This window comes from Luteimonas salinilitoris (assembly GCF_041300785.1).
GTDB lineage: Bacteria > Pseudomonadota > Gammaproteobacteria > Xanthomonadales > Xanthomonadaceae > Luteimonas > Luteimonas salinilitoris.
In genome coordinates, this window is sequence record NZ_JBFWIB010000002.1 from 726166 (window position 1) to 747924 (window position 21759).

At 65.4% G+C, this 21759-nt stretch carries 21 protein-coding genes; 4 read left to right on the top strand and 17 right to left on the bottom strand.

The annotated features are described in order from the left end of the window. Positions 1 to 52 precede the first annotated feature (52 nt). Positions 53 to 532 (top strand): FKBP-type peptidyl-prolyl cis-trans isomerase, encoded by a 480-nt coding sequence (locus tag AB5T46_RS06510; RefSeq protein ID WP_370563039.1) that lies wholly within the window; start codon positions 53 to 55, stop codon positions 530 to 532. Positions 533 to 780: 248 nt separating this feature from the next. Here AB5T46_RS06510 and AB5T46_RS06515 read toward each other — a convergent pair whose 3' ends face one another. The 8 genes from AB5T46_RS06515 to AB5T46_RS06550 all read right to left on the bottom strand — a co-directional run bounded on the left by AB5T46_RS06515 (position 781) and on the right by AB5T46_RS06550 (position 7938). Further along, entirely contained in the window at positions 781 to 1401 is a 621-nt protein-coding gene (locus AB5T46_RS06515) for an HD domain-containing protein (RefSeq protein WP_370563119.1), read from the bottom strand. A 120-nt stretch (positions 1402 to 1521) separates the two neighbouring features. Further along, positions 1522 to 2118 (bottom strand): DUF998 domain-containing protein, encoded by a 597-nt coding sequence (locus AB5T46_RS06520; RefSeq protein ID WP_370563040.1) that lies wholly within the window; start codon positions 2116 to 2118, stop codon positions 1522 to 1524. 223 nt (positions 2119 to 2341) lie between these two features. Further along, positions 2342 to 2803: a DMT family transporter gene (locus tag AB5T46_RS06525; protein ID WP_370563041.1), complete on the bottom strand. Its 462-nt coding sequence runs from the start codon at positions 2801 to 2803 to the stop codon at positions 2342 to 2344. 118 nt (positions 2804 to 2921) lie between these two features. Then, the gene (locus AB5T46_RS06530; protein WP_370563042.1) at positions 2922 to 4727 is read right to left on the bottom strand and encodes a sensor domain-containing diguanylate cyclase; all 1806 of its coding nucleotides are present in this window, start codon (positions 4725 to 4727) and stop codon (positions 2922 to 2924) included. 27 nt (positions 4728 to 4754) lie between these two features. Then, positions 4755 to 5036: a hypothetical protein gene (locus tag AB5T46_RS06535; RefSeq protein ID WP_370563043.1), complete on the bottom strand. Its 282-nt coding sequence runs from the start codon at positions 5034 to 5036 to the stop codon at positions 4755 to 4757. Between the two features lie 363 nt (positions 5037 to 5399). Continuing rightward, positions 5400 to 6185 (bottom strand): SAM-dependent methyltransferase, encoded by a 786-nt coding sequence (locus AB5T46_RS06540; protein WP_459558939.1) that lies wholly within the window; start codon positions 6183 to 6185, stop codon positions 5400 to 5402. 52 nt (positions 6186 to 6237) lie between these two features. Beyond that, positions 6238 to 6819: a GNAT family N-acetyltransferase gene (locus AB5T46_RS06545; protein WP_370563045.1), complete on the bottom strand. Its 582-nt coding sequence runs from the start codon at positions 6817 to 6819 to the stop codon at positions 6238 to 6240. Between the two features lie 177 nt (positions 6820 to 6996). Further along, on the bottom strand, positions 6997 to 7938 hold the full coding sequence (locus AB5T46_RS06550) for an AraC family transcriptional regulator (RefSeq protein ID WP_370563047.1): 942 nt from the start codon (positions 7936 to 7938) through the stop codon (positions 6997 to 6999). Positions 7939 to 8106: 168 nt separating this feature from the next. Here AB5T46_RS06550 and AB5T46_RS06555 point away from each other — a divergent pair, with 168 nt between their 5' ends. Next, positions 8107 to 9105 carry an aldo/keto reductase gene (locus tag AB5T46_RS06555; RefSeq protein WP_370563048.1) on the top strand — a complete coding sequence of 333 codons (999 nt, stop codon included), beginning with the start codon at positions 8107 to 8109 and terminating at the stop codon, positions 9103 to 9105. A gap of 126 nt (positions 9106 to 9231) precedes the next feature. After that, positions 9232 to 9540 carry an HPF/RaiA family ribosome-associated protein gene (locus tag AB5T46_RS06560; RefSeq protein WP_370563049.1) on the top strand — a complete coding sequence of 103 codons (309 nt, stop codon included), beginning with the start codon at positions 9232 to 9234 and terminating at the stop codon, positions 9538 to 9540. Between the two features lie 164 nt (positions 9541 to 9704). Here AB5T46_RS06560 and AB5T46_RS06565 read toward each other — a convergent pair whose 3' ends face one another. Both AB5T46_RS06565 and AB5T46_RS06570 read right to left on the bottom strand, forming a co-directional pair. Continuing rightward, positions 9705 to 10907 carry a glycosyltransferase gene (locus AB5T46_RS06565; protein ID WP_370563050.1) on the bottom strand — a complete coding sequence of 401 codons (1203 nt, stop codon included), beginning with the start codon at positions 10905 to 10907 and terminating at the stop codon, positions 9705 to 9707. 61 nt (positions 10908 to 10968) lie between these two features. Further along, positions 10969 to 11955 (bottom strand): glutathione S-transferase family protein, encoded by a 987-nt coding sequence (locus AB5T46_RS06570; protein ID WP_370563051.1) that lies wholly within the window; start codon positions 11953 to 11955, stop codon positions 10969 to 10971. Between the two features lie 340 nt (positions 11956 to 12295). Here AB5T46_RS06570 and AB5T46_RS06575 point away from each other — a divergent pair, with 340 nt between their 5' ends. After that, positions 12296 to 12697, top strand: coding sequence for a hypothetical protein (locus AB5T46_RS06575; RefSeq protein ID WP_370563052.1), 402 nt, complete (start codon positions 12296 to 12298; stop codon positions 12695 to 12697). Between the two features lie 257 nt (positions 12698 to 12954). On the opposite strand, the gene AB5T46_RS06580 is transcribed toward AB5T46_RS06575, so the two are convergent. Genes AB5T46_RS06580 through AB5T46_RS06610 form a run of 7 tightly spaced genes read right to left on the bottom strand, consistent with a single transcriptional unit; the run spans position 12955 to position 21696 of the window. Further along, the gene (locus AB5T46_RS06580; protein ID WP_370563053.1) at positions 12955 to 13431 is read right to left on the bottom strand and encodes a DUF6708 domain-containing protein; all 477 of its coding nucleotides are present in this window, start codon (positions 13429 to 13431) and stop codon (positions 12955 to 12957) included. Then, positions 13380 to 13961: a DUF6708 domain-containing protein gene (locus tag AB5T46_RS06585; protein WP_370563054.1), complete on the bottom strand. Its 582-nt coding sequence runs from the start codon at positions 13959 to 13961 to the stop codon at positions 13380 to 13382. Before AB5T46_RS06585 ends, AB5T46_RS06580 begins: the two co-directional genes overlap by 52 nt. A 1-nt stretch (position 13962) precedes the next feature. Next, positions 13963 to 14115: a hypothetical protein gene (locus tag AB5T46_RS06590; protein WP_370563055.1), complete on the bottom strand. Its 153-nt coding sequence runs from the start codon at positions 14113 to 14115 to the stop codon at positions 13963 to 13965. A gap of 44 nt (positions 14116 to 14159) precedes the next feature. Continuing rightward, positions 14160 to 15191, bottom strand: coding sequence for a DUF6708 domain-containing protein (locus AB5T46_RS06595; protein ID WP_370563056.1), 1032 nt, complete (start codon positions 15189 to 15191; stop codon positions 14160 to 14162). A gap of 4 nt (positions 15192 to 15195) precedes the next feature. After that, complete coding sequence (locus AB5T46_RS06600) at positions 15196 to 17901, bottom strand: T6SS effector BTH_I2691 family protein (RefSeq protein ID WP_370563057.1); 2706 nt, start codon at positions 17899 to 17901, stop codon at positions 15196 to 15198. Positions 17902 to 17924: 23 nt separating this feature from the next. Continuing rightward, on the bottom strand, positions 17925 to 18662 hold the full coding sequence (locus AB5T46_RS06605) for a DUF4123 domain-containing protein (RefSeq protein WP_370563058.1): 738 nt from the start codon (positions 18660 to 18662) through the stop codon (positions 17925 to 17927). A gap of 7 nt (positions 18663 to 18669) precedes the next feature. Then, a complete protein-coding gene (locus AB5T46_RS06610; protein WP_370563059.1) occupies positions 18670 to 21696 on the bottom strand; it encodes a type VI secretion system Vgr family protein in 3027 nt (1008 codons plus the stop codon). Positions 21697 to 21759 lie beyond the last annotated feature (63 nt).

Here is a 21759-nt window from a genome sequence, read left to right on the forward strand (position 1 = left end):
GTGAATCGACCGGCGCACTCCCCACTCCACCCATTCATCGAGGAGATCATCCATGGAGATCGCCACCGAGTGCGTCGCCACCATCCATTACACGCTGACCGACGATAGCGGCCAGGTCATCGACAAGTCGCCCGAAGCCCGGCCGCTGAGCTACCTGCACGGCGCCGGCAACATCGTGCCCGGCCTCGAGAAGGCGCTGGCCGGCAAGAAGCCCGGCGATTCGCTGGAAGTCGACGTCAAGCCCGAGGAGGCCTACGGCGAGCGCAACGAGAGCCTGGTCCAGGCCGTGCCGCGCGAGGCGTTCAAGGGCGTGGACTCGGTCGAGCCGGGCATGCAGTTCAAGGCGCAGACCGATCGCGGTCCGCTGCTGGTGACCGTGGTCGAGGTCGGCGACGAGCAGGTCAAGATCGACGGCAACCATCCGCTGGCCGGCCGCAAACTGCACTTCGCCGTCGAGGTCGCCGAAGTGCGCGAAGCTTCGCCGGAAGAAAAGCAGCTCGGCCAGGCGAACCAGCCGCAAACCGCCGCCTGATCGGCCGATCGTCCGTCGAACGCCGCCGGTGCACACGCGCCGGCGGCAGTTCCCGTCATCGGGAACGAACCCTCGCGATCCGGCTCAGGTCCGGACAAGCCCACCATGGGCTTGTCCGGGCGTCACGAGTCCGGCACATGTCCGGACTCGCTCCCGCAGATCGAACACTCGTGCTTGATCCGCGAGCAAACCCTCCTGGTTCGCGGAATCCCTGAACTTGTTCAGAGATCCCCTGGCGGGTGCCTGCGCTACTGCCAGGCGTTGATCGTCCGCCGCAGGTTGTCGCGCGCCCGCGCGTCGTATCGCGCGTGGAAGAGATCGCTCAGGAATATTCGCCGCTTCGCCAGCAGCGCCTTCAGGAACCGGCGGCGATTGAGCCGGAACAGCCAGCCCGGCATGCGTCCCCGGTACTCGGCGGCGATGCCCCGGTGATAAGCGTCGAATGCCGCCGGCTCGGCACCGAGGATCGCCATGTCGCAGTCGAGGAAGTGGCGCGTGTCGTCCGCTTCCGGGCCAGCGCCGAAATCGTCGGGATCGTGCTGGCCGTGTCGCGCCGTCAGTTCGACCAGGACCGCGACCCGCGCCGCGTCGACGCCGGCCTCCGGCAGCCAGCGTGCCACCGCCTCGACCGCCATCCGCGCCGAGCGCGCCTCGTTGTCGCGCCGGCCGGCCTCGTACACGGCGTCGTGGTACAGCACCGCCAGCCAGGTCTCGACCGGCTGCGTCCAGCCCGGGCCCGCGGCAACCTCGGCGTAGTGCCGCAACACTTCGCCGACGTGCGCGAAATCGTGGTAGGCGCGCGGCGGGCTCGCATAGGCGGACAGTAGCGCCTCGCGCTGCGGCTGCGGCAGGACGGGCGCCGCGCACACGGCAAAGGGGTCGTCGATGCGTGTCGTCACGGGACCGGGCCCTCGGCTCGTTGCGTCGCGGTGCCTCATACTGCGCCGGTTCCGGGTGCGTTTCCATTCGCCCCGCTGGGCCGGGGGCGCTCAGTCCGGCCCGGGCGCCCGCGCGTCGCGCCACAACCAGACCGACATCGTCGCCAGCCACGACACGATGATCGCGATCAGCCCCTTCTGCGCCAGTCCGCGCGGCAGTTCCCGCCATAGTGCCAACAGCCAGACACCGGCGAACGCGACCATGGCGACGGCAAAGGCCGCGACGAATCGCCGCCGCCAGCGGTGATCGGCGCGCAGTCGCCACGCCTGCAACAGCATCGCCGTGGTCACGCACAGGAACGCCGTCTGCGCCGCGACGCCGTGCAACCAGTTCCACAGCGTCGGCGGCAAGCCCGCCTGCGCGGTCGGTGCGAACGCGGTCACGCCGAGGCCGGTCGCCGCCAGCAGGAACAGCAACGTCGGTACGCCGCTGCGCGCCGAATCCGGCAGCGCGCGATACCAGCCGACCGCCAGTGTCACGATCGCACCGGCCAGGGCGACGTAGCCCGCCTGCAGCCAGCGTCCTTCGTCGCCCAGCAGATAGAAACTCATCGGCGTGCGGATCCAGTCGAGCTCCGCGCGCGCGAACTGCAGCGCGACCGCGGTCAGCACGAACAGCGCGATGCCGCCCAGGGCGGTGCCAGCCATGGGCCGCAACAGGGGATCCGGGCCTGTGCCGGTAACGGACATCGCCGATGGCGCGCCCTCCCCGTTCGGCTTGGCCGCCCGCGTATCGTCGGTCGGCAACCGCCTGCCGGTGCCGGTCAATCCGGGCATTCGCGTCCCTCCCGCGGGGATGCGTCGTGCGCGCGAAACCCGTCCCCCAGGCCGCATCCAACCCGCATGGCGAGGACGCACAAAGGCATCGGGTTCATCCCGCCGCCGCAGGGCGGACCACCAACACCGCGCCCGCCGCCACCAGGGCCGCCCCCAGCAGTCGCCAGATGTCCACCGGCCGCGTGGCGTTGAGCACCCCGAAATGATCGAACAGCAACGACCCGGCCACCTGCCCGAACACGATCAAGCAGATCAGCGCCGCCGCGCCCAGCCGCGGCACCAGTACCGTCGCACTCAGCACGTACATGGCCCCGATCAGGCCACCCAGCCAGATCCACGACGGCTGCGACGCCACCGTCTGCGCATTGGGCAGCGACGTGCGCGTGACCAACAGCGCCGCACCGAGCGCCAGCGTACCGACCAGGAACGACACGAACGAGGCGAACAGCGCCCCTTCGGTCGCATGCCCCAGTCGCGCATTGATCAGCGCCTGCAACGGCAGCAGCACGCCAACCGCGGCCGCCAGCAGAATGCCGCCCAAGATTCCCAGGTGCATGCCCGAACTCCCGATCGATGGAACGGGGAAGTCTAGGGCTTTGCGGCGTCGATGGCGTCCTCGGCAGTGGAACGGTGCGGCTCCAGCGGACATCGCCGGTCGGTGTCCGGCGGCTTCGTCAGGACAACGCAACGCTCCGCGCCGACTCAGGGTCTTCCGCCACGCCCGCCGGCACCGTCGAGCGCGGTGTCTCGTCCGCATATACGCGGAGCCGGTTGCGGCCTGCGCGCTTGGCCCGGTACAGCGCCTTGTCGGCGTGCGACAGCATGCGGTTGAGATCGTAGCCGGAGTGGGCCGAGCAGGTCACGCCGAAGCTGGCGGTGACCTCGAAGACGTGGCCGCAGTCGGCGGTGTGGATCGCGGCAAGGCGTGCAATGCAGGCCTCGGCCAGACGCTCGCCATCCCGCAGGTCGCAGCCCGGCAGCAGAATGCCGAACTCCTCGCCGCCCAACCGGCCGAAACAATCGACCGGCCGGCACAACGACAGGCAGGCCGCCGCCACGTGCCTGAGCGCGCAATCGCCGGCGGGATGGCCGAAGCGGTCGTTGATCTGCTTGAAGTGATCGAGGTCGAACATCACCAGCGTCGCCGCCTCGCCCGCCTTGGCGCACAGCGCCAGTGCACGCTCCGCCTTCTGGGTGAAATGGTGCCGGTTGCATATCCCGGTGAGCATGTCGATCTCGGCCATCCGCCGCAGACGCACCTGCAACCGCTTGGTCTTGTAGGCCCAGTATCCGATCGACCCCAGCACCGCGACCAGCAACAGTGCGATGAGTTGTGTGTTCTGTGCCGACTTCTCGACCACCTTCTGCTGCAGCTCGAGCACCCGGTTGCGTTGATCCAGCAGTTCGATCTGCTGGTTCTTCTGCAATGTCTCGTGGCGAACGAGTTGATATGCAAGTTCGCGTGCCTTCGCCTCGTTCAGATGCGCCTTGTCGGCATCGGCGTATCGCCTGTGGAATTTCAGTGCCGCATCCGACTCGCCGCGGCTCTCCGCAATGGAATAAAGCACCTTGTATGCAGTCACGAGAGGAAGCGTGTGCAGGAATCCCTCGCTCTCGGCAAGGGCTGAATTCGCATGGCTCTCGGCCGCTTCCACCTGGCCCAATGCCAGGGAGTACTCGGCGATGAGCGCGTTGAACTCGCCGATCAGGTGCTTGTATTGCGTGCCGATCACCTCGTCCAGGTGCTGCTTCAGCAGATCCAGGGCCTGGGCGGTGCGGCCATCGTCGTGCCACTTCCTGGCCAGATAAGTACGCACCAGGTTGGTTCCAATGGGCTCACCGATCGCATTGCATTGTTCGATCGCGTCGAAATAGGCGGCATCGTCGGAGGCCTGCCCCTGCCCCTGCAAGGCTTCGAGACGCAGATTTTGCGAGAAACAGCGAAGCCGCCCGTCCGGCTCTGTGTCAATCACCTTCTCGGCGTAGTGCTGTCCGAGCCCGTATTGGCCTACCTGGTTATAGAGAACCGTCGCACTGAGATACGCCTGCGATCGCAACTCCTGGGATTCTATTCTGTCTTCCAGCGCCAAAGTGGCTTCCAACACCACCATACCCTTGTTGAAATCTCTTGTAAGTGCATAGGTGTTGGCAAGGAACGAACCCGCACGAAATCTGGTTTCGAGATCCGCATCGGGGCTCTCGATTAACGACTCCAGCCCAGAGATCGCTTTTGCCATCTCGCCGCTCATCGTCATGCGATACGCCTGCAACATCTGGAGATGCCTGCGTTCCTGCGGTGTGGCCGTGTCGGCGATTCGATCCAGTTCGAGCAGAACCTCTCTGAATCGCTTGGGGTCGGACGTCCGGATTTGGTCTGCGTGCTCTAGAATCTGCTTGAACTCGGAAGCGGCGACCCCATGAGCCGCCACCCCGAGAAGACAGGCAAGCATCAGTCCAGCATGGATATGATTCGACTTCATGTCTGCCCGCCAATACCGTGACCATTCTCAGGCTTTACGTTCATCCGGACGAACCGGCTGCGCTGGATCCTGTGGATCTGGCTCACGCTCGCCAGGCGCCTCTTTGGGCTCGTCACCATCAGGCGCGATGATGTGCATTGCCATCACGGCCCTTGCTCCAAGAATCGCTCTCAGCCCGGCGAAGTCCCTGTCCAGCAACGCCCGCCGCTCGGCATCCGGAACATCCAGGGACTTCACTGAATCCAAATACTCGACATGCGCAAGCACCGGATTGCGGCCGGCCTGTTCCAGGAAACTGATTGATTCCACCACTCCCCCTCAAGAATTGGCCAAACCTGAACCCGCCCGACATCGGGCGGGGACGAACGATGATCAGTCTGGCGCTATGATGAGGCAACGAAAATCTTCGTTCGTCGCGAGCGATTGTCGCAAGGAGTCCGCCCTCCGCTGGAGCGATCGGCGGTCATCCCAATATGTATCTCCTGCTTGCGGCTGGTGCGGAAAACCGCGCGGCCTTTCGACCCAAGCCGCAGTTGTCGCCAGATTTTCCAACATTTCTACAGTACTGGTCATGATAGTGCCTCCACTTTGATGATCGGGACTAAACGCTTCATTGCCAAATCGAGGTAACTCGATCTCACTCAATCACCTGCCGAGCCGTACACCACGCTGCTATGTGCTCTCAACGTGGTCACGTGCATCGATCTCGGCTATGCGCGCGAGCATTTCGTTGTTTCGCTCCATCGGCCTGGCTGGCGGCACCACCATGGTGGTCTGCAGGTGAAGTTCCGCGTCGACAAGTCGGGACAGAGGTATGCGCTCCATGCGGGCCTCGGATACCGGGAGGGTGGCGGCCTCGTAGAGGATCACTTCGTGATCTTCCGGGTAGTCTTCGAGCAGCAGCTCGACGAGCAATTGCCGATGCTCTGCACCCGTACTGAAACGGCGGATCGACCGGTCACCGGCCACCCCCACCTGCCAGAGGACCAGGTATGCGGAAGGGTCGAGACGGCGCCGATAGAACATGAACTGGCTGGCCTCGAAGTGCTGGCAGCCGAAGGTCCCCGGATCGATCCCCAGGTCGGCGTAAAGGCAGTCTTCTGCGGAGACCCCCGGCTCCATGTGGGCATCGAAGCCTTCGCTGCGTGCCTGACCGACGGCACGGTGCGGGACCAGGGCGAACACTCCAGGGTGTCCGTAGAAGACTCCACAAACCTTCCGGCCCGAGCGGACTTCCCTCAACATCGCCTCGACCATCTCGCGATAGGTGTCGTGCCGCGACTTCCCCTTGCCGTAATACGGCTGCAAGCTGCGCACATCGGGATGCATCTCCTTCACCCAGAGTTCGACTATCGAATCCGATACGGCGACGAACACCACATCGGCCTGCTCGATATAGCTGCGGGCACGCGGGCCCAGGTGCGCCCCCAGCATCATGCCCAGCCCGACGCAGGCCAAGCTACCCGCTCCCGTTCTCATAGCCTCGCCATTCCCGTCAGCAATCCGGAATCTAGCCCGTCTTCCGGGGTAATGCAAAGCCGCCCGGGCTGCGGCCGCGTGCCAGCCAGTGCTCCCGATCCAGGTTCCATCGGCAGCTGGGCGGCCCCGCCGTTTCATCCGTGGCACTTGTAGCCACCAGTAGTTCGAAGCCGAGGCGCCGCATCAGCCCCGATGCGGCTAGATTGTCGGGCGTGTGCCGGGTATGCAGACGATTCAGTCCTAGCGCATCGAACGAGAGGTCGGCCGCCGCCGCTATGGCCTCCGTTGCGTAGCCCCGCCCCTGCCCTTCGGGCATCAATAACACCCCGATCTCAGCGATGGCGACGCCCTGATCGAATACCAATGCCATCAGGCCCAGCCCTTCCGGCTTCGGATTGTCCAGCGCATGGAATATCCAGTACAGCGATTCTGGGGGGCTCGCTTCTACCTGCAGCAACACCTTCTCGAACGAACGCCGGGCGGCTTCTTCGGAAAGCGGGGCGGACACGTGCCGCAGCAGCTCGGCGTCGGTGTACAGAGCGCAGTACAGTGTGCGATCACGACGATTCAGGGGACGCAATTCGAGGGAACGGGTATGCAGGTGTACTTTCATGCATGCTGCCATCGAACTGCCGGTTTTGGTCTCGATCAGTGGGCCATATCAAAATCTGACCGAAGGCACCAATCGGCCGCTTGCCGCGAAAACGGGAGGAGCATCTGGCTCAGTCAACCTCCCCGTGACCTGCCGGCACTATAGACGCATGGACGCACCGACGCCGCCCATCGGCACTCACGCCATCGCCGCACCGTTCTGCAGCGCCGCCTGCACCTCGCGCCGCGGCGGCGCGCCGAACAGGCGGCGATACTCGCGGCTGAACTGCGAGGGGCTTTCGTAGCCGACGCGATGCGCGGCGGCGGCGGCCTCCACGCCTTCCATCAGCATCAGCCGGCGCGCCTCCTGCAGGCGCAGCTGCTTCTGGAACTGCAGCGGCGTCATCGCGGTGGCCACCTTGAAACGCTGGTGCAGGGTGGACGGGCTCATGTGCGCGGCGGCGGCGATCTGCTCGATGCGCAGCGGCTCGGTGTAGTGCGCCTTGAGCAGTTCGATCGCGCGGGCGATGCGGTGGGCGGCGCCATCGACATGGCACAACGCCTGCAGGCGCGCGCCGAGTTCGCCGGAAAGCACCCGGTAATGGATCTCGCGCAGCACCAGCGGCGCCAGCACCGGCGCCTCGTCCGGGGCATCGAGCAACCGCACCAGCCGCAGGATCGCATCGAGCAGCGAGGCGTCGGTGCGGGCGAGATACAGCGCCCGGCCGTTCTCCTGCGCGGGCGGCGGCGAGGCCGCCAGCTGCGTCACCAGTTCGGCGACCGCCTGGGTGTCGATGTCGATGCGCAGGCACAGGTACGGGCGTTCCGGCGAGGCCTCGATCACCTGCCCGGTCACGGGCACCGACATCGATACCACCAGGTAGTGCAGCGGATCGTAGTGGTACAGGTCCTCGCCGAGCATGGCCTGCTTGCGTCCCTGCACCACGACGCAGAGGCTGGGGTGGTAGACGCACGCCAGCGGCTGCGAGGGTTCGTCGGCGCGGATCAGGGCCAGGTCGGGCACGGCGCAGGCATGCACGCCCGGTTGCGGCGCGTTCCTGATAATCCGGTCGGCCAGTTCGGCGCGCTGCGCCTCGGTGCCGTGGCGGGTGGCGATCACGTTGAAAGCGTTGTCGGGCATGGCGGCGGCTCCTGACCGGGGCGTCCGTGATTATGCGCATCGACGCCGGCACCGCCAGCGCGGCGGGCGGAGTCGCGGAGGATCGGGCAAGAATGTTCCAGCAATGGACTAACTGCCGCCGGCGGTCGGGGTCTAGCCTGTAGCTCCCCCGCACCAGGAGATTCCAGCATGCATACATCCTTCCCCCGCCGCACCCTGGGCCGCCAGGGCCTCAGCGTGTCCGCGATCGGCCTGGGCTGCATGGGCATGTCCGACTTCTACGGCGACAGCGACGAGGCGCAGAACCTCGCCGTGCTGAACCATGCCATCGACATCGGCGTGAACTTCCTCGATACCGCCGACATGTACGGCGTCGGCCGCAACGAGGAACTGCTGGCCAAGGTGCTGCGCACTCGGCGCGACGAGGTGGTGCTGGCTACCAAGTTCGGCAACGTGCGCGCGCCGGACGGCGCCTTCCTCGGCGTCGACGGCCGGCCCGAATACGTCGCCGCGGCCTGCGATGCGAGCCTCAAGCGTCTCGGCATCGACCAGATCGACCTGTACTACCAGCACCGGGTCGACCCGAACGTACCGATCGAGGACACCGTCGGCGCGATGGCGCGCCTAGTCGAATCGGGCAAGGTGCGTCACCTCGGCCTGTCCGAGGCGGCCCCCGATACGGTACGCCGCGCCGCCGCCGTGCATCCCATCGCCGCGCTGCAGAGCGAATACTCGCTGTGGACGCGCGAGGTGGCCGATGCCGTGCTGCCGGTATGCCGCGAACTGGGCATCGGTTTCGTCCCCTACAGCCCGCTCGGTCGCGGCTTTCTCACCGGCGCCATCCGGAAGGCCGACGACCTGGCCGACAACGACTGGCGCCGCCAGAACCCGCGCTTCCAGGGCGACAACTTCGACCGCAACTATGCGCTGGTGGAGGCGGTCACCGAGGTGGCCAAGGCACGCGGCGCCACGCCCGCGCAGATCGCCCTGGCCTGGCTGCTGCATCAGGCCGAGGACATCGTGCCGATCCCCGGGACACGGCGCATCGAGCGCCTGGACGAGAACGCAGCCGCCGCGCGACTGCGGCTCGAGCCCGAAGACCTGGCGCGCATCGACAGCTTGCTTGCCGAGCACCAGATCGCGGGCACACGCTACCCGGAAGCGCAAATGGATTCGGTCAATCGCTAAGCGGTCTCGATGTCGGCCGAAGCGCCGATCGTCGCCGGCGCTTCGGCTTTTCGCGGCGTTTACACCACGATCACGTTAGGGTCTTCGCAAGGCCGCACCGGCGGCCTGTCCCGCTCAGGAGCGCGAATGAAGATCCAGCTCAATACCGATCACCACATCCAGGCCGACGAATCGGTCGTCCGCCACGCCGAAGACAGCATCGGCAATGCGCTCGCACGCTATGCCGCGCAGGTCACCCGGGTCGAGGTGCACCTGCGCGACACCAACGCCGGCAAGGGCGGCACGCAGGACAAACACTGCACGCTCGAGGCGCGCCTGGAAGGCCGCCCGCCGGCCACCGCGTCCGACGAGGCCGGCACCATCGCAGCGGCGATCACCGGCGCGGCGAAGAAGCTTGTGCGGGTGCTGGACAGCTCGCTCGGCAAGCTCGGCTAGGCGCCATGCCCGCGATGTCGGCGATCGCGGCCCACGGCACGACCCGCAAGATGCGGTACTCGTAGGAGCGCGCCACGCGCGCGATGCCGGCGCGGCATGGATACGCGGGGAGAGCAGTTCGCGGCAGCAGCCAAAATCGGGGGCATCGCGCGCGTGGCGCGCTCCTACGTGGAGACGGCGGCAATGCTGCCTTCGCTCCGCGCGCCCAGTTCCCGGTACAGGGCCACCGCCCGCTGCATCAGCGCACCGTTGCTCCACGCCTTCGCATCCCTGGGTCCGGCCGCGGCCAGTGCCGCGCGCTCGGCCGGCGAGCGCAACAGCGCGGCGACGTGCCCAGCGAACGCATCGACATCCTCGCTGCTCACCCGCGCGCTGCGCGCATCGCGCAGCACCATGGCGGTGCCCATCACCGCGGTGGACACGATCGGCACCCCGAGCGCCATCGCCTCGATCAGCACCAGCCCCTGGGTCTCGGTAGGCGACGCGAACACGAACACGTCGCCGGCGCGATAGCAGTCGAGCAGCTCAGTACGGCGATCGAGGTTGCCGAAGAACCGCACCTGGTCGCGCAGCCCGAGTTCCGCCGTCAGCTTCCGCAACCGGGCGGCATCCGGCCCTTCGCCCGCGACGACGAGCAGCAGGTCCGGAAACTCCCCGACCAGCCGTGCCATCGCCTGCAGCAGGAAAGCGAGGTTCTTCTCCACCGCCAGCCTGCCCACCGTGACCAGGACCGGCCGATCGGGCGCGATTCCATGGCGGGCGCGGAAGCGCCCACCGTCGCCGCCCGCGAATTCGTCGAGCTCGATGCCCGTCGGCAGCACCGTGGATGGCGTGCGGACGCCGTAGCGCCTCAGCACTTCGGTCATCTGCGCGCTGGGCACGATGAGGTGGTCGACCCCATGGCACAGCCGGCGCGAAACCGCGCGTGCGAACGCCCGCAGCAACGGCCCGGGCAGCCACGGCAGGTAATGCGCCACGTACTCCTCGAAGTACGTGTGGTAGGTCTCCACCGTCGGCCGTCCGGTCCGCCGCGCCAGGCGCACGCCGAGCTGGTGGGCGCGGAACGGCGTATGGATATGGATCGCATCCCAGTGCCGTCCCGCCAGCTGCGGCAGCACCCTGCGCAACGCCGGCGCGCGGATCAGCCGGTCCTCCGGATCGAAGAAGATGACGCGCGCCGGCAGCCGCAGCACCTCGAGCCCGCCCTCGCCGTCGTGCGCCTGCTGTCCGCTGCCCGGGCCGTAGTCCGGCGCCACCAGGGTCACCCGGTGCCCCATGCGGATCAGCGCCTGGGCGAAGGTGCGGATTGAGGTCGACACCCCGTTGACCCGCGGAAAATACACGTCCGACAGCATGAGGATGTCCATGCCCGGCGAGACTATGTCGGCAATATGACAGCCAGACGACCGAAGCGACGCACGGCCACCACTACGAGTCCGCAGCGGGCAGCCGCGTCCCGGGCGCGTCGTAGTCCAGCAACGGCCCCTTCGGCACGATCCCGGTCGGATTGATGTGCCGGTGGCTCTCGTAGTAGTGCCGCTTGATGTGCTCGAAATTCACCGTCGGTTCCACCCCCGGATGCCCGTACAACTCGCGCGTGTACGACCACAGCGACGGATAGTCCACCAGCCGCCGCAGGTTGCACTTGAAGTGCCCGTGATACACCGGGTCGAACCGCAGCAGCGTGGTGAACAGCCGCCAGTCGGCCTCGGTGAGCGTGTCGCCGCACAGGTAGCGCTGCTTCGACAGCACGCCTTCGAGCCAGTCGAGGGTCTCGAACACGCCATCGACCGCTTCCGCGTACGCTTCCTGGCTGCGCGCGAAACCGGCGCGGTACACGCCGTTGTTGAACTTGTCGTAGATCCGCTCGTTGTAGGCATCGATCTCGTCGCGCAGCGCAAGCGGATGGAAGTCGCCTTCGGCCGCGCCCACCTCGTCGAACGCCGAGTTGAGCATGCGGATGATGTCCGCCGACTCGTTGCTGACGATCCGTCCGCTTCGCGTGTCCCACAGCACCGGCACCGTCACCCGCCCCGTGTAGCCGGGATCGGACCTGACGTACAGCTGCCATAGGCACTCGACGCCGTTCACCGGATCGGGAACCACCCCCGGCGCGGCGCGGAAGGTCCAGCCGTCCTCCTCCATCAGCCAGTGCGTCACCCATAGCCCGATCATCTCCTGCAGGCCCTTGAGTTCACGGAAGATCGTCGTCCGGTGTGCCCATGGGCAGGCGCGGGCGATGTAGAGGTGGTAACGCCCGGGCTCGGCCGCGAATCCGCCCTCGCCGCTCGGCCCGGCGCGACCGTCTGCCGTCACCCAGTTCCTGAACACGGACGAGGGGCGCCGCAGACGGCCGGTCTCGTCGACGGGGATCTCCTCCTCGCTGTGCCACTTGCCGTCGATCAGCATGCCCATGCCCGGATTCTCCCTGCCAGTCCATCGAGATGGCGAGCTTGCCCGCGGAGCGATCAAGGGCATGTGCCCGGCGTGGACGGCCGCCGCCGCCTCGTCGTCCAGTGTGCGCCCCACGGCGACGCTCGTGTTCAGCAGACCGCCGGCACAGCACGCCGGCTAGCGCCGGCCTGAACGAGCAATGCGTTTGCACACGGGTTGAATGTTGAAAGCAGAGCCCTATCTTGCGCACGCAGCTTTCGATACGACCGCCAGTCGACGCGCTGCGTCATCGCGCTGTCTTGACGATCGCGAGCCAATACTTCGTTTCATCACAGGAACAATCGCACGCAGGAACGCCACCATGTCGGCCCCACTCGATACCCGGGACTCCCCCTCCGACACCTCATCACCGGACCAGCGCGTCCTCGCCGATCACCACCCGCACGGAAATCCGAACGGCACGTCCCCACGGATGCTGTCACTGCCTCGGGCCGCATCGAAACTGGAACAAAGCCTGTGGCGCCTGATCGCCCAAGGCTTGGACGACGAGCACTTCTGGCTCGCATTCTCACGCCTCTATCGCGACCTGTCCGAACAACTCCCGGAAGCCGAACGTGGCCGCCTCGCCTATCACGCCGACTACGCCCTGGCGCGCCTCGGCATGCCGGTCTGGACCGTCATGGCGGAATCGGTACAGTTGACCACCGACGATGGCTCGAAGCCGAAGCCGGATGGCGCTCCATCGGTCGCGGCGGCGGCATAGCGGCGCAGCACATTGGTCGTCGCCGAACAGGGCGTCCGGTGACAGATATCCCCAGTCTCCATGCGTAGTCTTTCCCGCCGAATAGTGCATTCGCAGGGAAAAGGATTGGCCTGTTCGCACGCATCGCGATAGCGGCTCGATGGCAGGCTGCCGAGCGACTAGTGCGGTCGTTCTTCGGCGAAGACTCGGCGATCTTGCGATTGCTCGGCGATCAGTACACGTCTGCCGGGCTTGCGACACGCTGCGAACCGGCCGGACTAAAAGCCCGATCTCCCGCGGATGCGTTCTTCCTCGCGCATCCGCTCTTCGTGCCGCTCGAATGCACCGGGGCAGGTATCAAAAAACTCGGAAAGATAGCTCGGCTCCTCCCAGCGATGCGGATCGTCCGGTTCCACCTGGCTCTCCGCCTCCACCTCCGGCGGCCAGACCGGTTCCTTGCAGCTATTCAATACCAGCCAGCGCGTCAACGTCAGCACCCCCACACTCGGGTAGAACAGGAAGAAGAGGAAATACCTCAACGCGATAAAATTCAGGCCCATGCTGGCGTAGACATGGATGAAGCAGTTCTTGAGCGTGGGTTTCGTCGACTCGTGGATCAACCGGTCGAGCGGGTGCTCGGCCACCGTCTCCGGCCCTTCCTCCATGTAGCGGCGGATGAACTCCCAGATGCTCTGGATGCGGTTCAACCGGCTGTCGTCGAAATAGTGCCCGACGGCGAACGTATCGCGCACCATGTCCCCTTCCAGCACGTGGCCCGCACGTCGCACAGGAACTTCTGCTGGTAGCCGCGCCCCACATGCCAGTACACCTGATCCCAGGGCACCGTCAGCACGCCCCCAGATCCGTTATGGCGGAACACGTGCACTTTGCCGGTCTTGCGGTTGAAGCGGACCGGGTAGTGGGTGTAGGAAAATAGTTCTTTCTTATAGTAAAAAATCCAAGTAACAGCGAGCAAGAACACTACGGAGAATGTCATAAAAACAGAAACAAATGGGTCACTAAACTCTTCTGGAAAATTACTAATGAGCCAAAAATAAAATCCAATGTAAAAAATTAACACAATTAATCCAAGCGCTGCATTGACCATCCCCCTCAACCTGAAACTGCGGTCGATAAAATCCGCATAACTCGAGTTGAAGTGAATCAGCCCATCGTAGGGATCAGGCCTGACTCCTGGCTGACGACGGTGCGGCAATGTCGCGCGCCGCTCGTCAGCCGTCAGCAACCGGTCAATCTTGAACGGCTTGATCCATCCGGTCAGCATCTTACTGGCCTCTGCCGGCGCCTGCTGCAGCCGCCTCTTCCGATCCGAGCGTCTGCATCGCCTGCCATTGCGCCTCGATGCTGCCGAACGAGTCCTGCCTGTGGTGGCCGGAAGCGATGGTCCGATCCAGCCATTTCTGGATCTCGTCCTTCATCAGGAACTCATGAGGAAGGCGATCAAGGCCCGGATCGTCGTCAACTACCGGCTCGATCTGTCACGCATCCGCTCTTCCTGACGCATTCGTTCCTCATACCGCTCAAACACGCCAGGCCGGTTGGCAAACTCGTTGATGTAACTCGGCTCTTCCCAGCGGTGCGGATCGCCCGGTTCGATCCGGCTCTCCATTTCTACCTCCGGCGGCCACATCGGCTCTTTGCAACTGTTCAGTACCAGCCAGCGCGTCAGCGTCAGCACCCATACGCTCGGAAAGAACAGGAAGAAAAGGAAATACCTCAACGCGATGAAGTTCGGTCCCATGCTGGCGTAGACATGGATGAAGCAGTTCTTCAGCGTCGGTTTCGTCGATTCGTGGATCAACCGGTCGAGCGGGTGCTCGGCCACCGTCTCCGGTCCTTCCTCCATATAGCGACGGATGAACTCCCAGATGCTCTGGATACGACTCATCCGGCTGTCGTCGAAATAGTGCCCGACAGCGAACGTATCGCGCACCATGTCTCCTTCCAATACGTGGCCCCGCACGTCGCACAGGAATTTCTGCTGGTAGCCGCGACCCACATGCCAAAACGCCTCGCCCCAAGGCACTGTCAGAACACCCCCGGGGCCGTTGTGACGGAACACATGCACATTGCCTGTCTTGCGGTTGAAACGGATCGGGTAGTGAGTGCAGGCAAAAAGGTCTTTCCGAAAGTGAAACCTCCAGAAAATATAAACACTACCCAGAATAAGGACAGACATGATTCCGGACGATATCAATAAAAAAGCCTCGTCGATCACGCCATCTCGATAGTTTTTAGGAAAGAAGAATATAACCGTATAGAAAAGAATTCCAAGCAACAAAGCAGTCCCGAACAGGCCAAACGCCGTATTGGCCATCCCTCTCAACCTGAAACTACGATCGATAAAATCCGCATAGGTCGAGTTGAAGTGAATCAGTCCGTCGTAGGGGTCTGGCCTGACTCCCGGCTGCCTGTGGTGCGGCAATGCCGCCTGCCGCTCCTCAGTCGATAACAGCCGATCAATCTTGAACGGCTTGGTCCATCCTGTCAGCACTTTACTAGCCTCCGCCGGCGCCTGCTGTGGCCGCCTCTTCCGATCCGAGCGTCTGCATAGACTGCCATTGTGCCTCAATGCTACCGAACGAGTCCTGCCTGTGGTGGCCAAAAGCGACAGTCCGATCCAGCCATTTCTGGATCTCGTCCTTCTTCAGGAAACTCACCAGGAAGGCGATCAGCGCGAGGATTAAAGTGATGATAATCCCGACCGGCCCGCTGACCATACCAATTCCAAGCATCACCGCAGCGATGACCATTCCGGTGCCTAATCCGACCATGGCAAGTCCATAGACGGGGCTAATGCTGTACTCGGAAAATCCCTCTACTATCGTTAGCACGCCCGATATCACCCCACCTATCATCCCAATCATCCTGCCTGCAAAGCTCAATGCTTGCGAACGGGTCACTACCGTGCCGGCACGCCGGACGATCGTTTTACCGAATGGCATCGCCCCCCACTGGCTGGTCTTGAGCGCCGTCCCAGCGGTCTCCATCAGCGTTCCGCTCAGCGCCGCCACCCCTGAGGCGAACGACCATTTTGTTTTCGCCGACGGCGCCTTCTTCATGTCATCCCAGGCGCTGCCGAGGCTCCATAGTGCAAGCAACGCCGCCACGAAGTGCCCCCCGGCCTCGATCCGGGACGCCAACCGCACGCTCGACTGCATGCGCAGGTCGAATTCCTCCGGTGACAGGCGCTGCACTCCCTCAAAATGGGCGTATTGCGTCTGTTCCACCAACACGACTCCCTGAAACGTCACCCGACCGGCGCGGGGATCGTACATGTTGCGGAGTTCGCGGGGCGAGTATGGCGACCGTCGCCGTGGATCGGCCGCCGCCTCCGCCGCCCGCCCCATCACCCACCGCGCCTGCATCCGGTTCATTTCCGTACGCACCGTCATCAACCGGTATTCGGGAGCATCGGACCGGGCGATCATGCCCAGGATCGACAGCGCACGCGGCTCGACCTGGCTGGCGATCAGCGCCCCGGTGCGCAGGTCGTAGATCTTTTTCAGCTTGCGTATCAGGACGCCGCTGTATTCGTACGCGTAGTTGTTGAGGCTGGCCCTGGCCGCCGTCACCAAGCTCCCGGCCGCCTCGCCCAGCAGGGTGTTGGCCACGCTCCACAGGCGCTCCACCATGCCGTTCCAGCCGCCGTCCGGCTCCGGAACCTCACCCGTGGTGTCCATCCACTTCCGGGCCAGTTGGTCCTGGTTGAACACCAGCCCCCGGCACAGAATGGAGTTGGGATCGCTCGGGTCCGCATCGAAACACTGCTCCATGTAATCGCACACCAGCTTGCGCCCGGATGCATCGTTCAGCACCGTATACAACACACCCGTATATACGACACCGCTCTGGACGTGGTTGGGGTCGAAGTTGCCCCTGAAGTACTCCCTGAACGGCGCGCTGCCCATCCAGCCGATATAGGCCTCGTCCAGCGCCTTGATGGTCGATTCCTCAAAGGCGGCGAGCTCGGCTGGATACTCGTTCTCGAGATACCGCTTTCTCGCCGCCTCGTCGTACATGTCCTCGTATTTCTCCCAGGCATCGGCGTGGATGGCCTCGAGTTCCGATTCACTCAGACGTCCAGCCCTGTCCATGGCATTTGCGACGCCCCGGATGCCGGGTCGGCCGCCATATGCTGCTCCGACATGGGCCGGCATCAGGGCGCCCAGGATCCCCATGGTCTGGCGTCGTCGCTCGCTGGTTTGAAGTTCGCCGCCATTCTCGACCGCTTGGCGCACGGCGCCGATCAGCAGTGCCGATTCGTGCTTCTTCTTGCGCTCGGGCGCCTGCGCCCACTCCCGTAGACGCTGCTTGGCCAGTTCATTCAGGTCAGCGGCGATCCCGGACGGGTCGTCCAACGCCACCATCGCGGGCGGATATCCCCAGCGCTCGCCCGCCCGCTGTGCATCGTCAATCAGCTGCTCGGCCTCGGGCGAGCAGTTCCCGAAATCATCCAGGCTATGGCTAAACGCCATATAGGCCTTGACGGTCACGTTCTCCAGCAGGATCGAACGCTTCTCTTCCGGCAAGGAGGCATTGCGCGCCTCATGCTCGGCAATCATTTCCGGTGTGTTCGGTTCCGACGCCGGCGGTTCGAGATGGTACTCGGCCACGTGCTCTCGGACCCCGGCCAGGCTTTGCAGGTGCGGCTGCGTCGCCTCACCGCCGCCGCCGACCCAGGCGGCGACGTCGATTCGACGCATGTGCTTCTCGCGGTTGGCCCGCGTGCGGTTGTACGCCAACATCGCCTGCGTCCACGCCACATCGGAGAATGCGAGCCAGACCGGCCCCGCATTCGCAGCATCCGGAATGATCACGCATTTGGCCGTCGGTGGATTCCCGTGACGGGAGCAGACCGCAGGGTGTTCGTCTTCCTCGGTTTGTGGCGGCGGTGCCTTGTCGCGGATGTCGAATTCAATCAGCTGCGCGTCTTCGCCGACCTGATAGGCCTTCCATTCACCGCGCGTTTCGTTGAAGACATACAGGTAGCCGCTACGCAGCAGACGCAAGGTATAGCGCGCCGACACGTCGGGCATGGCGATGTCGCGGACACCATCGCCGAACGATCCCGTCAGTTCCGGTGCCTGCTCGGTCACACTTGCATCGTTGCGCGCCACCGCATAGCGCAACGGCAGGATCGGCAAGCCGAACTTCGTGCAATTCGGACAGAATTCCTGCTGTTGCGTCTGCGCATCCGCCATGATCATTACTCCCTGTGGTCTCTCTATCCGTGTTGCCGTAACGAGGTGGAGTCGGCACCCTGACGCACGAACTGCGTGGCATATAGCACCCTGTCCCCGATCTCATCCAGGCCTTTCCGCTGCGCTTCCAGCAAGCCCGCCATCAACTGCCTGAGAATCCCTTTCCCCAGAGGGCCGGAATCCTCATCGGCCAGATCACGCATGCAGCGGTTCAACGCCTCGACCTGGTCCATTGCTTTCCATTGCGCCTGCGACAATTGCAGTGGCCCGAGCTCGACGGCAGCGGCCCGTTCGTGAGTGTGCCACGCACCGACCAAGGGGTCGTACCACATCCAAGCCGAGACCGGCCCCATCAGGCGAGCCATCTGCTCGCCATCGAGCAGCCAGCACAGATGTCGATACACCCGAGGATCATGGAACCGTAGCCATATCCTGCCAACGCCCAGTCGCTTCAGGAGCATGTTCCGCAGCAAGTGCGCTTTCAGCCGCGCCAGCTCCACATCGGAAGACATGAGCGCGGAGAACAACGGCATGTCGTAGTCACGCGCCCATTGCTCCGCCCGATGCAGCAGATCGATCCGCACGTGCTCCGCGAGAGACTTGAGCCGCAACAACAGCGGCATCATTCTCGCATGACGATCCAACCCTTTCGGCAGCAGTCGCACCGTATCCAGATCGCGATACTGGTCCGGCGCCACCTGCATCGGATTGATCAACGCGTAATCCTGCGCCAGAAACTCGCGATGACTCAGGCCGACCATTCCGCACTCAACCCAGGCTGACCATGGCGCCGCCATAGGCATCGGCCCGCTTGGCATCCAGCTCGCAGAATTTTGGGTCCGCCTCGCCAAACGCCGGTGGCTTGGCGCTCGCGCTCGCGGGCGATGTCCACTCCTTGCTGCTCGCCTTGAACTCGATCTTCCCGGGCGCGCCCAGTTCGATGTCGCCGCCTTCCAGTTTCAGGTAGGCGCCGGCCGCGGTCAGTAGCACGTGCTTGCTCGGCGACGAGATCTCGACGTCCGCCTGCGTGCTGGCGACGGTGATGCTGGCCTTGGCCGCTACCTTGGCTTGGTTCTTGTGCGCCCGCGCGCTCACCTTGCCTTGCGCGGCGTGCAGGGCGATGCCTTTCTCCTGGTTCGGCTTGCCGCGGGGGGCTTCGCCGCCCTGGGTAAACAAGGCGATCCCGCCGGCCGAGGCGATCACGGTGCCGGCCTGGCTGGCCCAGTCGAGGTCGCTGCCGGCGATCAGGCTGGTCTGGGTGCCGGAGATCCAGGCCTGGTCGGCCGGGGTCAGGCTCAGCAGGCCTTCGGGGCTGGCGGCGACCAGCTGCGGGGCGCTCCAGCCGGGGGCTTCGCCTTCGCCGCCGCCGATCGTGCCCTCGCCCCCACCCTCTCCCGCGCCGCGGGAGACGGAGCCGGAGGCGGCGCTGCCCTGTTGGGTGGCCTGCATCGTCTCCTGCACGGTCGTGAGGCTCGCCTGCGCCGGCAGGGTGTCGGCATCGCCGGGAAGCGTCGCTTCCTGGCTCTTCGCGGTGTCGGCCAATGCCTGCAGCAGTTGCTCGCTCTCACCCAACTGGCCAAGGGCCTGCGTGGCTGCGAGCTGTTGCGTGCCGGGCTCGGTGGTCAGCAGCAGGCCCTGCCCGGCACGGATGGTGCCGCTCGCCCGCGTCGACAGTTCTGCCCCGAATCCCCGATCGGCGCCGCGCACGTTGTCCTCGCCACCCTTCAGATGGCCGAGGGTCAGCGTGGTGTCATGTTGTGTCGTGGCCGCCTGGGCGCGCCCCTGGCCAGGCGTGTCGTCGAGGCGCAACTGTTGGTAGCCGCCGCTTCCGTCCTGGCTGCTGCCCAATGCCTGGCTCTTGAACCCGGTGTACACCGCGGCGTGCTCGTTGCCGTCGAACCAGGTCGCGGCGTTGCCGGTAGCGCCCGCTCCGCCTCCGGCGACCTGGTTGTGCTGGGCGTCGGCCTGGCCCTTGCCGTTGTAGACGCTGCCGATCACCACCGGCCGGTCGACGTCGCCTTCCAGGAACGCCACCAGCACTTCCTGGCCCTTGCGCGGGACCATCACGCCGCCCCAGTTGTCGCCGGCCCAAGGCGTGGCCACGCGCACCCAGGTCCAGGCGCCGTCGGTGCCGGGGGCGTTGTCGCCGCCGCCCGGATGGGGATGGCCGCTGCTGGCGTCGGCACCGCGCTGCCAGGCGAACTGCACCTTGATGCGGTGGTCGCGATCGGTGAGCACCGGGCCGCCGTCGCTGACCACGATGGCGCTCTGGGTGCCGTGTACGGTCGGCTTGGGGTGCAGGCGCAGGCCGTGGCCGTCGGTAGTCCTGGGGCGGTACGGCACCGATGCCGGGATGGCGGTGAAGGTGTTGCGGTAGAAGTGGGTCGCGTCCTGTGCGCCACCGCCGGTGATGCGGGACAGCAGCGAATCGACGGCACTGGTGGCGGTCTCGTCGCTTCCGGCGTTGCCGGCCTCGGGAGCGCCCTCACCCCTGCCCCCGCTCCGCGCCCCGGCCCACGCACTGGCGCGTGGGCGTTCATCGGCACGCGAGCCGATGGCTCGCAAGCGTGCCTCTTCACCCCGTAAACGGAAGCGGGATTCGTTCACACCGGCACCCGCGGCGAATGACGTTGCGATCAGTCCCGAAAGGGCATCGGGGAGATCGGCGCCCGGCAGGCCCACGGGACCGAGGGACGCTTCGAGCGCGCTCTGGATCTCCGCGCCCAGGTTGTTGCGGGCCTGGTGTTCGACCTTCAGACAGGTGAAACGGTGGGCATCGGCATCGAGCCGGGCGTGGTGCTGGACCAGCTCGAAGCGGACGCCCGGCGCCAGCCGGCGCCAGGTGCCCTGGCCGTCGAAGGTGCGAGCGTCGACCTGCAGCGCCTCTAGGTGTTGGCGGGCGCGGCGCTCGCCCTGGGCGCTGTCGTGCCAGGCGTAGGGACCGGCGATATCGTCGTCTTCGGCGGTCACGTCGCCGAAGCGCTCGCCATCGGCGGTGGCCGGGCGCATGCCCAGGCTGCGATAGTCCCAGCTGGCGCGCGCCAGCCGGCCGGTCTGCCAGCGACGCGCGCTGGACCACTGCTGGATGCCGTCCTCGCGCTCGGTCGCATCGCTGCGGTGGTAACGCACGGGGCCGGCATCGGCGAAAGCCTCGCCGTGGTCCGCCAGCACCAGCGTGTGCTCGCCGAAGGTATCGGCGGCGACATCGCCGGCATGTTCGAACCAGCCGAAGATGCCCTCCTCCGCCAGCAAGCGCCGCAGGAAGGCGAAGTCGCTCTCCTCGTACTGCGTGGTCAGGCTGCGCCTGGCGTACACGCCGCAGTCGGCCAGCTCCCAGCGCCACGCCGGCGCCAATGCCCCGGCTTCGGCGTAGTCGGCGAAGACGTCCTCGACGATCTCCAGCACGGTCATGTCCTGGAACACGTAGCTGTCCACGCGCTGGCGCAGGAAGGCCAGCCACGGCTCCAGCACCAGCCGGTAGCGTGCCAGGCCGCCGTTGCTGCCCAGCCGCTCGAAGGCGGTCACGTGGCCATGGAACGGGCGCAGCCGCGTGCGCGAATCCGCGGTGAGCAGTTCCAGCAGCACCGGCTGGCCGAGCAGGTCGTCCAGCGACAGGTGCGCATCGATCGACAGCGCGGTCAGTTCGAAGCGGAAGCCGTCGTCCAGCGATTCGTGGCCGGCCAATGTTTCGGCGACCAGGACATCGGGGCCCAGGCCGGTGTGCAGCCGCAGCAGCCGTTCATGCTGCTTCGGGCCGGCGACCAGGGCGGTGAGTGCGGTGGCGATTGCGTCCATGGCGATGCTCCTTGCGCGGCCCTGCCGATCCGATCGGACAGGCGGGCGTCCCGCCGCGGCGGG